Consider the following 13,292-nt stretch of genomic DNA (forward strand, 5'->3'; position numbering starts at 1 on the left):
TTAAACAGGCAAAGCGGCATCCAGAATCTGTATCTGAGGCGTGACCGAGCCATTCCAATGATTTAGTGACAGATTGCCTGCCACATGGACGCTCTGACCGATATTGTTGAACAGGAACCGCCCCAGATCGCCTTCCGCCGCCCGGAAGGCGATGGCATTGACGCGCTTTCCATCCGCGCCACGCAACGCGACACGCACATGATCGCGCCCCACGCCACGCACGTCGGCCAATATATGATGCGGCAGCGCCAATATGGGCTGCGGATGCGCAGAACCGTAGGGCCCAGCCTTCTGCAAAGCTTCGTAGAGCGACACTGTTGCGCCCGATGCGGCCAGCGCGCCGTCGATGGACAGGCTCTGGTTTTCGCGCAGGCGCGAAACGATATGCGCCGATTCTTCTTCAAGATAGGCACGCAACGCGCCAAGATTTGCGCGCTCGATGGTGATACCAGCCGCCATGGCATGGCCACCACCCTTGACGAGCAGCCCGCGTTCCACCGCGCCCCGCACCAGCTTGCCGAGATCAAGCCCCATGATCGAGCGCCCGGAACCCGATCCGACACCGTTGGCGTTGAATGCAATGGCAAAGGCTGGCCGCCGGGCCTTTTCCTTAAGCCGCGAGGCCAGCAACCCGACGATACCGGGATGCCAGCGGTCACTTGCCGTCACGATCACCGATGCGCCCGCACCGCCGGATATTTCCAGCGAAGCCTCCGCTTCGGCCTCCATAAGCATCTCGGCTTCCATGGCCTGACGCTCCTGATTGAGCCGGTCAAGTTCCACGGCAATACGATCCGCCGTTGCGGGATCATCCAGCGTCAGCAATCGAGCGCCAAGCCCCGCATCGCCGATACGTCCGCCAGCATTGATGCGCGGCCCAATGAGATAGCCGAGGTGAAAGACATTGAGCGGTTCGCCAATGCGGGCAACGCGCGCCAAAGCCGCAAGACCGACATTGCTCTGCGACCGCGCAACGACCAGTCCTTTGACGACGAAAGCGCGGTTCACGCCGGTCAACGGCACCACATCGCAAACCGTTGCCAGCGCCACCAGATCGAGCAGGGAAAGAAGATCAGGGCCTGGTCCCTTGCCGCGCTCACGCAGGATTTTGGTCACCTGTGCCAATGTCAGAAAGACCACGCCTGCGGCGCAAAGATGCCCCTGCTGCGAAATATCGTCTTCCCGGTTGGGATTGACGATAGCCACCGCATCTTCAGGCAGATCGCCGCCGACCTGATGGTGATCGAGCACGACGACATCCGCTCCAGCCTGCTTGGCGGCTGTAATCGACGGTGCGCTGTTGGTGCCACAATCGACTGTGACGATAAGGGTCGCACCCTTGGCGACCAGATCGCGCATGGCATCGGGATTGGGGCCGTAACCTTCAAAAATCCGGTCGGGAATATAGATGGAGTGCTGAATGCCGTAATGTTTGAGAAAACGCGCCATCAAGGCGGAAGAACACGCCCCATCGACATCGTAATCGCCAAAAATGGCCACGGTCTCGCGACGCAGAATGGCATCGGCAATACGGCTTGCCGCATTTTCCATATCTGTGAGCGTCGCCGGGTCGGGCATGAGATTGCGCAGCGTCGGATCGACAAATTCCGGCGCGTTTTCTACCGACACCCCCCGCCCGGCAAGCACGCGTGCAACCAGATCGGAAATGCCGTGATGCTGCGCAATGGCAAGCGCCGTATTGGCCTCCCGCAGGCCAAGCCGGTCTACCCATTTCTGTCCGGTTGCGGATTGTTTTATTCCGAGGAAAAAGCGCTCTGTCGTCATAAGTTTCTAAAGACACAAAAGGCGGCAAACGGTCAAGACAGACGATTTTTATCTCGCCAATCAGCGGGACTAAGCGACGTCACCCGTCGAAACTCGCGATTGAAGTTCGATTTGGTCTGAAATCCGGATTCAAACATTACAGCCGTTATAGAAGTGTCGGACTTTTGAAGCCGCCGACAAGCTTCGGCAATTCTATAGTCATTGATGAAGCGGGAAACATTCTTGCCTGTCAGCCGATTGATGGCTCCCGATATTTGACGTGTCGGAATGCAGGCGCGCCGCGCCAACCGCGATAGCGTCAGGTTCTCATCGAGAAAAAGTCTTTGTTCAGTCAAGAGCGCTTCGATCTTGTCCAGAACATTGCGATCCGCTTCCGCGTTTGGTTCGGGTGGTGCTGTTTCGAAATCCAGTTCCGGCGCGACTTTCGCGCGGGCTGCCACCAACGCTGTCAGGCCGATGAGAAACAGACCCAATAGATTGCCATTGCCGATGATCGCAGCCGCAGAATCGCCTTTCTGCCATTGGAAATCCAGAACCACCACCAGATCAAACAAGGCAGAAAGGCACAGCGATGCAGCAGCAATCACAAGAGCCCGATGCGCTGCCACCGCACTATCCAGGCGTGCCGCATCCAATGCATCTGGACCTGAGCGCCCAAGCAACAACAGGGCAAATGCATAGCCAACGTAAAGTCCAATTAGCGCCAGATCGATCAGACCCGGTGCAAAATATACAAGTGCAGCAACACCAAATGGCGGCAATACGTGAAACCAGCCAAGAACGTTATCGCCTGCTTCATCCCGATGGATCAGGCTTCTGAAACTCGTGAGCGTCAGTCCCGGCAAACAACTGGCCAGAACAGGTAAAACATAGCGGAGTTCTGTAACGCCATAGCCCCAGCGCAGTCCTACAATGAGGGATTGCAAGGCACTCAATCCCAACACGAAAAGGAAGGGGCGGTTCGCTCCGTTCCAACCGAAACGGTGCAGCAATACGGCCAGCAGTAACAGAAGCAAAAGTGTGGAGACGAATGGCAAAGGAATGAAAATCATAAAGCACACACGATCAATACGCAGACAACCGATCATGGCCGAAATCGCGATTAGAAACGACCTGAATCATGATTAAGGACGCAACTCTCGCGAAAACAGGTGACGTTTTCCGTGTTCTGTCAACCACGGGAGATAACCATGTTTCGTTTTCATATCGTCAGCGCCCTTCTCACCCTTTTTATCGCCGTACCCAGCCAGGCCCATGATGTCGGCCAGCGAGAAATCAAAATCAGCGGCGCTGAACCGGGCCGCAATCTTGAAGTCAGTGTATGGTACCCAGCCGCAATCGATGGCAAAGCTACCCTTATCGGGGACAATATAATTTTCAAAGGCGCTCCGGCTGTAATCGACGCCACACCGGAAAAGGGTAGCTTCCCACTGCTTGTCATGTCGCATGGCTCCGGCGGCCGCGCTCAGGGTATGGCCTGGCTTGCAACCGAACTAGTCAAGGCAGGCATTATCGTCGCGGCCCCCAATCACCCCGGCACGACCAGCGGTGATTCCACCCCACAAGACACGCCGAAAATCTGGCAACGCACAGGCGACCTGTCAGCAGTAATCGATACGATGACTACAGATCCCGCATGGAGCGGAATAATCGACAAAAACAAGATTAGCGTTCTCGGCTTCTCGCTCGGCGGCGCCGCAGCAATGGAAATTGCGGGGGCAAGAGCCAATCTCGAAGCTTATGCCCGTTATTGCGACACCTACGGCAAGTGGGACTGCGCATGGTATGCTGGCGGCGTCGGCTACCGAGATGATAAGCAGATAAAAGTCGATAAAGTCGATTTGCGCTCAGTGGACAAGAGCCGCTTCGAGCAATCCAATCTCGACCGCCGCATCGCGTCAGCCATAATGATCGACCCCGGCCTCGCGCAAGCTTACAATGCACAAAGCCTTGCATCGATTTCAATTCCCATGAGCTTCATCAATCTTGGAGAAGTTGAGACAATCCCTCCGGGAGTGGTTGCCGATAAGCTGGCATCGATCACACCGCAGGGAACTTATGTCACTGTCGCTGGCGCAACCCATTTCAGCTTTCTGCCCGAATGCAAGAAAGGCGCTGCAGACCGGCTCAAATCTGCGGGTGAGGTAGACCCCATTTGCAGTGACGATGCCCGCCGTCCGCGTGCGGACATCCACGCGGATATCACAAAGCTGGTTCTGAAAGCATTGCAGTCTATGCCCAAAACCTGAGATAACGAGAACATGACAAAGGCGGCATTTTTGCAATGCCGCCTTTGACTATTCTACGCTCAATCCTGCCAAGATTTAGGCTGAACCGTTCTCGCGCAATCCCCTAAAGCATGTCGCTGTTAACCGGATTCGGGATTCCCGTTTGGCTTGATCTGTGATTCACTTGTCTCATGGAAGGAGATGCACCATGGGCAAGCCGCATCCGATTGAGTTGCGTGAGCGTGTCGTTGCGTTTGTGAATGAGGGCAATAGTCACCGGGAAGCCGCTCGGCATTTCCGTGTTTCGCCTCGGTTCGTCAACAACATGATGATCCTGCATCGGTCATCCGGCTGTCTGGCCGCCGCCAGGCAGGGCCACCCGCCTGGAAGTGTGAAGCTTTTGGCTCATGGTGATTGGGTCCGCGAGCAGATGTCCGCCCGTGGCGAAACGACTTTGGACGAACTGTGCGTTGCGCTCGCGGAGCGCGGTATTGAAGTCCACCGCGCCACGGTCGGGCGATTTCTACACCGACTTGGGCTGAGCAATAAAAAAAAGCCTCAAGGCAAGCGAGCAGCGTAGACCAGAGATCGCCAAGGCGCGTGATCTTTGGATCAATCGCCGAAAGCGGTTCTTCAACAAGGCCTTGTCGCGTCTCATCTTTATCGATGAGACTTCCACGAATACGCGCCTGACAAAACGCACCGGATGGTCTGCCAAAGGCAGGCGCTTTGCCGCCTATGCGCCATTCGGAAAATGGAAGACACAAACCTTCATTGCCGGACTGCGCTGCCATGGCCTGACCGCGCCATGGATCGTCGATGCACCGATGAACAGCCGCATCTTCGAAACCTGGATCGAGACACAGCTTGTGCCGACACTGTCAGCCGGTGATATAGTCATCCTCGACAATGTCGGCTTCCACAAAAGCCAGAAGGCTGAGCAACTGGTCAAGGCAAAGGGCGCTTGGTTTCTCTTCCTGCCGCCCTATTCGCCGGACCTGAACCCAATCGAAATGGCTTTCTCAAAACTCAAGGCACTTCTGAGAAAGCGAGCAGCACGCAGCTTCGACGCCATCTCAAAAGCACTTGGCGATATCATCAGTCTCTTCTCCATCAATGAATGCCAGAACTTCTTTAAGGCTGCTGGGTATGAGGCCGAATAAATGCGACACGCTTTAGAACTTGGACAGATCCTGATGCCTTGCCTTGATTTCACGCACCGTCTGTGAGCTTGAACGCATGACGATAGTGTGCGTCTGGATATAGTCGCGGGCAAACTTCACACCGGAGAGCATGTTGCCATCCGTCACGCCGGTAGCGGCAAAAAGCACGTCGCCCTTGGCCATTTCTTCCAGAGAATAGACCTTCTTGGGGTCCGCAATGCCCATCTTCGCGGCACGAGCGATCTTTTCATCGGTATTGAGCTGCAGACGACCCTGCATCTGGCCACCAATGCAGCGCAACGCTGCCGCAGCCAGAACGCCTTCAGGAGCGCCGCCAATACCGATATAGATGTCGATCCCGGTTTCGTCCGGGTTGGTCGTGTGCATCACACCGGCCACGTCCCCGTCGCCGATGAGGCGGATGGCAGCGCCGGTCGCCCGCACTTCCTCGATCAGACGCGCATGGCGCGGGCGATCCATGATGCAGGCGGTGATTTCATTCGGCTTCACGCCCTTCGCCTTGGCGACCGACATGATGTTGTCCGTCGGGCTGGCATCTAGGTCCACGACGCCCTTCGAGTAGCCCGGACCAACGGCGATCTTTTCCATGTAGACATCAGGCGCATAAAGCAGATTGCCCTTCTCGGCGATCGCGATGACAGCAAGCGAGTTCGGCAGATTCTTGGCGCAAATCGTGGTGCCCTCCAGCGGATCAAGCGCGATATCGACGTCCGGTCCCTGCTTGGTACCAACTTCTTCGCCGATATAGAGCATCGGCGCTTCGTCACGCTCGCCTTCACCGATAACAACCGTTCCGGCGATCGGAAGACGGTTCAATTCCTGACGCATGGCATCGACGGCGGCCTGATCAGCAGCCATTTCGTCGCCACGGCCACGCAGCCTCGCCGCGGCGACCGCTGCACGCTCGGCCACGCGGACCAGTTCGAGTGTGAGAATGCGATCCAGTCCGTGGGGGTGCTGCTCTGCGGTCTTGGCCATTTGAACAAAGTCCTGAATTCGAATTGCGTGGACGCGGCGCATGAAGCCCGCGATTGCCGCCTCTTATAGCGACACTGTGCAAACCTTTTGTCAAAGTCCCCCGCCCCCTGCAAGGGCGAGAGAGCTAAAAACAATGTACGCTCAAACTCTTAATCGATTTAAGCTATACACGCTTCGTTTCATGTCCGGGCCGGATGTGAACGCTCACACCCGGCCAGAAGTTGCAGAAATCGTTAAACAACCAAAAGATGTTGCGGGCAATCAGCTTCCGATTCCATCAAAGAAAAACTCCGGACTTTCCACTTCGACCAGCTTTTTTCTTTCGATCACCCAGAAACGGTTGCCGACATTGCGAACAAAACTGCGGTCATGCGAGACGATCAGGCTCGCCGCCTCGTTGCGCAGCAGTTCCACCTCCAGCGCTTCCTGACCTTCGATATCGAGATGATTGGTTGGTTCATCAAGAATATAGAAGTTCGGATTGGTCAGTCGCAGAACCAGCATGGCAAGTCGCGCCTTCTGCCCGCCGGACAAGCGTTCCAGCGGCTTGGCCTGCATTTCAAGCGTCATGCCCGCCCCGGCCAGCAAGGATCGCGTCCGCTGGTCGCCAATATCGAACCTTCTTGCAATCGTCTCGAATGGCGTCCAGTTCGAGCGAAGTTCCGACAGGGCCTGATCGCTATATCCAAGCACCAGTGACGGCGTTGCCTTGATACCGGCCTGTGCCTGATCCGGCGCAAGAATGGTCTCGCGCACGAGCGTCAGCAACCGGGTCTTGCCCATGCCATTGGCCCCCAGCAGAACAATACGGTCGCCGGGATTGATCCAAAGCTGTCCTGTCTTGAAGAGAAGCCGCCTATCGGGCGTGGCAATTTCGGCCTGATCGAGAACAACCAGCGCCTTGGCGTGGCTGCCTCGACTGCTCAGTATAATCTTGCCGGCTGAGCGCTCCACATGCCCCGCCCTGGCGCTTTCCTCGATCTTGTCGGCCCGCGCTTTCAACTGCTTGGTCTTGATCACGAGCAGATCACTACCCGAATTGATGCCAATATTGTTGAGCTTCGCCGCCTGCTTGCGCAACTGCTGGACTGTTTTCATGTCCTTTTCAAATTGCCGGGCATCGGCCGCGTCGATTTCATCGAGCGCAACACGCGCCTGACTATATGGCAAGGCGAAAACCGGTGATTTTTCCGCCCGCAGAAACAGCGTTCGCTTCGTAACCGCATCAAGGAAAGCGCGGTCGTGACTGCTGACGACCACCGCAACCGAACGCGGCAGCGCATTCAGCCAGTCTTCCAGCAACCGCACTTTTTCAAGGTCCAGATGGTTGGTCGGTTCGTCGAGAAGAAGAACATCAGGTTCGGAAACCCAAGCGCGCGCCAGAAGTGCAAGCCGCTGCCAGCCGCCGCTCAACTGCCCGATGGAGCGCTGCCGCAGTTCTTCGGTGACGTTGAGGTCATCCAGCACGATATCGGCGCGCCAGCTTTCATAATCGCGCGCTTCTTCGTCAAGCCCATCCAGCACGACCTCATAGAAACCGCGGTTCAACAGGTTTTCGGGCACATACTGGCTGACATAGCCGATCTTCAACCCGCGCGACCGCGTGATGGTGCCAAGTGTCGGATCGCCCTCCCCGACAAGGAGGCGGAGAAGGCTGGTCTTGCCGCGCCCGTTGGCAGCGACAATGCCAAGCCGCTCGCCCTCGCCTATGACGAGATCGAGATTGGCAAACAGAGGTTCATGAAGGGTCAGGGAAAGATAATGGATAGAAACAAGAGACATGGCAATCAGCCCAATTCTGCCACGCACGAATGCCCGGTTTCCAAACCGTGACACGAATAGATGTGCTGGCGAATGTCCGGCAGCGGTTCAACGCCGCGCCTTTAGGAAAAGGCAGAACAAGACAGTGATTTCAGTCTTTTTCCGCCCTGCACAAGTTACTTATGCAGGGCAAAATCGGGGCCGTGCTGACGGTGATGATCATGACGCGTCACATACATCATACAGCCCTCCTTTTCCTGTTTTGTCTCTTGAAACGAATAAAGCCGGATCAAATCCGACCCGGCTTTCATAACAAAGGTGAATCCAACCTGCAAGAGAGGCAGGCACGCCGGTTCTCACCCGGCGCGTTCGATGCGGATCATCTGCGGTTTATCGACCAGATGATCGTCCTTGAGGATTGCTTCCAGCGCTTTCTTGACGGCTGCTTCAGTCGTCTCATGCGTGACGAGGATGACCGTCTTGATGCCTTCGTTGGCTGCGCCATCCATTGGTGGACGCTGGACGATCGATTCCAGCGAAATATCGTTTTCAGCCATGCGCTTGGCAATGGCCGCAAAAGCGCCAATGCGGTCAAGGACGGTCAGGCGAATGAAGTAACCGCCTGCATGCTTGCGCATCTTGGCCCGTTTGTAAGGCTGCAATGCCTTGGCAGGCGTACCGAACACAGGACCGTGCTGGAAACCCGGACGGCTCTTGGCGATATCCGCAACATCGCCGATCACGGCGGAAGCCGTCGCATTGCCACCTGCACCGGGACCGGAAAGCAAAAGCTCGCCCAGAAGATCGGTTTCGATTGCCACGGCGTTGGTGACGCCATGAACCTGCGCGATGACCGACGAGGTCGGCACCATGGTCGGGTGCACGCGCTGTTCAATGCCCGTATCGGTCTTCTGCGCGACGCCCAGAAGCTTGATGCGATAGCCGAGTTCATCAGCGGCGCGAATATCGGCCAGCGAGATATTGCTGATGCCTTCCAGATAGATATCGTCGGCAGCGATCTGCGTACCAAAGGCAAGGCTGGTCAGGAGCGCCAGCTTGTGCGCCGTATCATTGCCTTCGATGTCGAACGTCGGATCAGCTTCAGCATAACCGAGGCGCTGCGCGTCCTTGAGACAGTCTTCAAACGAAATACCCTCTTCCCACATCCGGGTCAGGATATAGTTGCAGGTGCCGTTCATGATGCCATAGACGCGCGAAACCGTATTGCCGGTCAGCGATTCACGCATCGCCTTGATGACCGGAATGCCACCCGCAACAGCCGCTTCAAAATTGAGCAGAACGCCCTTGTCTTCGGCGATCTTGGCAAGCGCAACGCCATGGCGCGCAAGCAGGGCCTTGTTTGCGGTGACGACATGGCGACCGGCGCGCAGAGCTGCTTCCACGGAAGCCTTGGCCGGGCCGTCCTCACCGCCGATCAGCTCGACAAAAACGTCGATATCGGCAGATTTGGCCAGTTCCACCGGATCGTCGAACCAGGCAATACCGGAAAGATCGATACCGCGGTCCCGCGTGCGGTCGCGGGCACTGACCGCCGTAACCGTTACGGGCTTGCCGCATTGGCGCGTGAGCATTTCGGACTTGTCACGCAGGATACGCAACACCGAAGCACCAACGGTGCCGAGCCCGGCAACGCCGATCCGTAATGCATCACTCATTATATCGACCTTCTGTATGGAGTGGCTTATCGGGTGGGATGCCACGGGCTGCATGATGCCGCCCGTAGCCTTTTGAAATATTATCCGCGACGACCTTCGAGCGGTATCACATTCTGCAGGTTCTCATCCTTGGTGGAGAGGAACCGCTTGATGTTGCGCGCGGCCTGACGAATGCGATGTTCGTTCTCGACCAGCGCGATACGCACATAATCGTCGCCGTGTTCGCCAAAACCAATGCCCGGCGCAACGGCCACATCGGCCTGCTCGACCAGAAGCTTGGAAAATTCGAGCGAACCCAGTGGACGGAAGCGTTCAGGGATCGGAACCCAGGCGAACATGGTTGCCGCTGGCGGCGGAACATCCCAGCCCGCCCGACCGAAGCTTTCGACCAGCACATCGCGGCGCTGTTTATAGACATTGCGCACATAGGCGATGTCCGAACCGTCACCATTCAACGCTGCCGTCGCGGCAACCTGGATTGGTGTGAACGCACCATAGTCGAGATAGGACTTCACGCGGGTAAGAGCCGCGATCAGGCGCTCATTGCCAACCGCAAACCCCATGCGCCAGCCCGGCATGGAAAACGTCTTCGACATGGAGGTGAACTCCACCGCCACATACATGGCGCCCGGCACTTCCAGCACCGACGGTGGCGGATTGCCATCGAAGTAGATTTCCGAATAGGCTAGATCCGACAGGATGACGATGTCATGCTTGCGCGCAAATGCGACGACATCCTTGTAGAAATCAAGCGTTGCTACATAGGCCGTCGGGTTGGACGGGAAATTCAGGATCAATGCGATCGGCTTCGGGATCGAGTGCTTCACGCCGCGCTCAAGTGTCGGAATGAAGGTATCATCCGGCTTGGCCTGAACTGAACGGATCACCCCGCCCGACATGATGAAGCCGAAGGAGTGAATCGGATAGGTCGGGTCCGGGCACAAAACCACATCGCCCGGCGCGGTGATGGCCTGCGCCATATTGGCGAAACCTTCCTTGGAACCGAGCGTGGCAACGACCTGCGTATCGGGATTGAGCTTCACACCGAAGCGGCGCGCATAATATTGTGCCTGCGCGCGACGCAGCCCCGGAATCCCCTTGGATGAGGAGTAACGATGCGCGCGCGGATCCTGCACGGCCTCACACAGCTTGTCGACAATGTTCTGCGGGGTCGGCAGATCGGGGTTGCCCATGCCCAGATCGATGATGTCGGCACCCGCCGCTCGCGCCGATGCCTTCAGACGATTGACCTGTTCAAAGACATAAGGGGGCAGACGACGGACTTTATGGAATTCTTCCGACATGATCCTGTTCCAGTGGAGGGTTGAACGTAATGGCGCGTATGCGCCGCGATGGAGCTATACACCTGTTCTCGAATCGGGTCGAGACGTGTTGCCGCGTCAAAGAACGCGGATTTCGTCTTTAGAGCACATCCCGAAAAGTGTGAAACGGTTTTCGGATAAGATGCGCGCCAAAAAACCAAGGAAGAGGATTTACTCTTCCCCGCTTTCGATCTGTTTCAGGGTAGCGTCCGTTTCCTGCTGCGCCTGCTGACGCAAGCTCGCAGCCTCGGCGGGCGTGAAGCCGGCGCCGATGCCTCTGGATGCCGCCAGACGCGTGCGGTCGGCATCAAGCTTGGTTGTAAGCTGCTGCTTTTCTTCTGCGGTGATCTGCGTGGTCGCAGCCTTCGGCATATGGCCGAATGTGGGGAAAACACCGGTGCGCGAAGCACCTTCCTGCGGCGTACCCTGAAACTCTTTTCCGCCCGCGCATGCCGTGAGCATCGCCGCCGCCGTTGCTGCCAGCAAAAGATTGGCGATCTGCCGCGTGCGATTGGTCATGTTTCTGTTCCCGGTTAATGCCGCATAAGGTGCCGTTGGCCACAACACCAGACAAAGATAAAGCAATTGCGAAGGGATAGCACCAAGTCGAGGCACCCTGTCAACAAGTGAGTGATGTAAATCGGAAATTCGCCTTGCCGTGAAGCCGGATCAGGGCTCGCAGACTATCGTGCGCGACGGATAGGAACGGCGAATGTAACCAATGGTTACATAAAGTAATATTTCGTTATTGGCGAATATTCCGCACGGACTGCGAAGTCTTTTAACTCTAAATGTGCATCAATAGTTGCGCTCGGCGATTAAAAAACTTAAAAATTGGTAACCAATTGCCAATCAGGTGATTTGTCCAATACAGCGAAATGACAATCATAACTCTGAAGTGACCATCATAACACGCTGATATTTCTGAATTTCTTTCCCGGCACGAACAGTCGGGAGCTGTGGGGACGATAGCCATCAGGGATGATGTCAGCCTCGCACGGGAGAGCCGATCTCCCGAAACCAGGTAGGCTCGAATGGATTCGGGTCGCCAAACTGGTCAGGGAAATCGAGCTGGAGCAGACTGTTGAAATTTGCGCATTCTACACACCGGACCACCGGCAGGTTTCTTTCAGGCAGCGTGGCTTTGCTTGCGCTTCTTGTCACGTCCTGTACGTCAACCGGTACAGGCCTTGACGGTAAGCCGCTCCAGATGACCTCTGCAACCGGTGGCTCCATGATTGCGGACACATTGCAAAGTGCCGCCGATCAGACAGCTGCCGCAGAAGCGACGGCTGCAACTCCGTCAACAGAAGAGAAAAAGGCCGAAGCCAAGCCGGGCGAAACTAAACCCGCCACAGTGGCTGAAACGACAAACACCAATAATAAAGAGCAGGCAAAACCGGTCGAGACTGCAACTGCCACAGAACAACAGCTGGCACAGGTAGCAGCCCTCGCCCCGCAGCAGCCGAAGAGTTCATCGCTTTTCGGCATGTTCGGTGGCAACAAGCCCGCTGAACCTGAACCTGCGCAAGCCGCAGAACAACCTGCGGCAGCCGCTCCAGCCGAAACCACGAAAAAGCAGCAGGAACCGGCAAAGGACGAAAAGCCTGCCGAAGCTGCAGAAACACAGCAAACCGCAGCGGCAAAACCTGCCGAAGCTGAAAAGCCCGTTCAGGTCGCTTCATTGTTCGGCTCAACGAAGAGCGCTTACGCCTCGCCGCAGCGCCCAACGGCTTCGCAAGGCAGCATATCCCGACTTTTCTCGGACGAATCGACCGGAAAACGCTCAGACAGAACCGAAAACAAGAAGCTTGCTGTCGCCAAACCGGTTTCGCCATCTGCGAAGCATGAATACAATTATTCGCTGCCGGGCGTGCGCCCCAATGGCGGCGTTGAAATCAAGCATCGCAACAGTCTTTATGACGATAGCGATATTGACGCGAACGAAGATGATGAATTTGCGAGCGTAACACTTGCTTCGGCTCCGGGTCTTGCCCGCCTTGCGCCCAATGGCCTGAAAGTACAAAGACAGACCGTGGATGTTGCCTGTCTCAAGCCGCAACTCGTATCCATGCTGAAAACCATGGAGCGACATTTCCGCCGTCCGGTAATGGTAACTTCGGGCTATCGCAGCCCGTCCTATAACCGGAAAGTCAATGGTGCCCGCAAATCGCTCCATATGATCTGTGCAGCCGCAGATATTCAGATCGACGGCGTTTCCAAGTGGGAAGTCGCTCGCTTCGCCCGGTCCATGTCGGGACGTGGCGGCGTCGGCACCTATTGCCATACGACTTCGGTTCACGTCGACGTTGGGCCGGAACGCGACTGGAACTGGCGCTGCAAGGGCTAAAAAAGAGG

At 56.6% G+C, this 13,292-nt stretch carries 11 protein-coding genes; 4 read left to right on the forward strand and 7 right to left on the reverse strand.

Annotated features, from left to right (window positions below; genetic code table 11):
- Both recJ and ABDF71_RS08890 read right to left on the reverse strand, forming a co-directional pair.
- Entirely contained in the window at nt 1-1,785 is a 1,785-nt protein-coding gene (gene recJ / locus ABDF71_RS08885) for a single-stranded-DNA-specific exonuclease RecJ (RefSeq protein ID WP_010659883.1), read from the reverse strand.
- Between the two features lie 32 nt (nt 1,786-1,817).
- Nucleotides 1,818-2,873 (reverse strand): helix-turn-helix domain-containing protein, encoded by a 1,056-nt coding sequence (locus tag ABDF71_RS08890; protein WP_151663004.1) that lies wholly within the window; start codon nt 2,871-2,873, stop codon nt 1,818-1,820.
- A gap of 102 nt (nt 2,874-2,975) precedes the next feature.
- Between ABDF71_RS08890 and ABDF71_RS08895 the strand changes: the two genes are divergently transcribed.
- From ABDF71_RS08895 to ABDF71_RS08905, 3 genes are all read left to right on the forward strand, one after another.
- On the forward strand, nt 2,976-4,034 hold the full coding sequence (locus tag ABDF71_RS08895) for an alpha/beta hydrolase family protein (RefSeq protein ID WP_151663003.1): 1,059 nt from the start codon (nt 2,976-2,978) through the stop codon (nt 4,032-4,034).
- A 187-nt stretch (nt 4,035-4,221) separates the two neighbouring features.
- Nucleotides 4,222-4,593, forward strand: coding sequence for a winged helix-turn-helix domain-containing protein (locus ABDF71_RS08900; protein ID WP_011982874.1), 372 nt, complete (start codon nt 4,222-4,224; stop codon nt 4,591-4,593).
- Between the two features lie 64 nt (nt 4,594-4,657).
- On the forward strand, nt 4,658-5,176 hold the full coding sequence (locus tag ABDF71_RS08905; RefSeq protein ID WP_040128162.1) for an IS630 family transposase: 519 nt from the start codon (nt 4,658-4,660) through the stop codon (nt 5,174-5,176).
- A gap of 12 nt (nt 5,177-5,188) precedes the next feature.
- Here the strand turns inward: ABDF71_RS08905 and glpX are convergent, their stop codons facing one another.
- The 5 genes from glpX to ABDF71_RS08930 all read right to left on the reverse strand — a co-directional run bounded on the left by glpX (nt 5,189) and on the right by ABDF71_RS08930 (nt 11,453).
- Nucleotides 5,189-6,175: a class II fructose-bisphosphatase gene (gene glpX, locus ABDF71_RS08910; protein ID WP_010659880.1), complete on the reverse strand. Its 987-nt coding sequence runs from the start codon at nt 6,173-6,175 to the stop codon at nt 5,189-5,191.
- A 261-nt stretch (nt 6,176-6,436) separates the two neighbouring features.
- A complete protein-coding gene (locus ABDF71_RS08915) occupies nt 6,437-7,957 on the reverse strand; it encodes an ABC-F family ATP-binding cassette domain-containing protein (protein ID WP_151663058.1) in 1,521 nt (506 codons plus the stop codon).
- A gap of 335 nt (nt 7,958-8,292) precedes the next feature.
- A complete protein-coding gene (locus ABDF71_RS08920) occupies nt 8,293-9,612 on the reverse strand; it encodes a homoserine dehydrogenase (RefSeq protein ID WP_010659878.1) in 1,320 nt (439 codons plus the stop codon).
- An 80-nt stretch (nt 9,613-9,692) separates the two neighbouring features.
- Nucleotides 9,693-10,916: an LL-diaminopimelate aminotransferase gene (locus tag ABDF71_RS08925; RefSeq protein ID WP_500061472.1), complete on the reverse strand. Its 1,224-nt coding sequence runs from the start codon at nt 10,914-10,916 to the stop codon at nt 9,693-9,695.
- Between the two features lie 189 nt (nt 10,917-11,105).
- Nucleotides 11,106-11,453 (reverse strand): hypothetical protein, encoded by a 348-nt coding sequence (locus tag ABDF71_RS08930; RefSeq protein WP_500061473.1) that lies wholly within the window; start codon nt 11,451-11,453, stop codon nt 11,106-11,108.
- A 565-nt stretch (nt 11,454-12,018) separates the two neighbouring features.
- Here ABDF71_RS08930 and ABDF71_RS08935 point away from each other — a divergent pair.
- Nucleotides 12,019-13,284, forward strand: coding sequence for a YcbK family protein (locus ABDF71_RS08935; protein WP_500061474.1), 1,266 nt, complete (start codon nt 12,019-12,021; stop codon nt 13,282-13,284).
- The last annotated feature ends 8 nt before the right edge of the window (nt 13,285-13,292 follow it).

Origin of the sequence: Ochrobactrum sp. WV_118_8, from assembly GCF_039631535.1 — a bacterium.
In the GTDB taxonomy this organism is placed as follows: Bacteria; Pseudomonadota; Alphaproteobacteria; order Rhizobiales; family Rhizobiaceae; genus Brucella; species Brucella anthropi.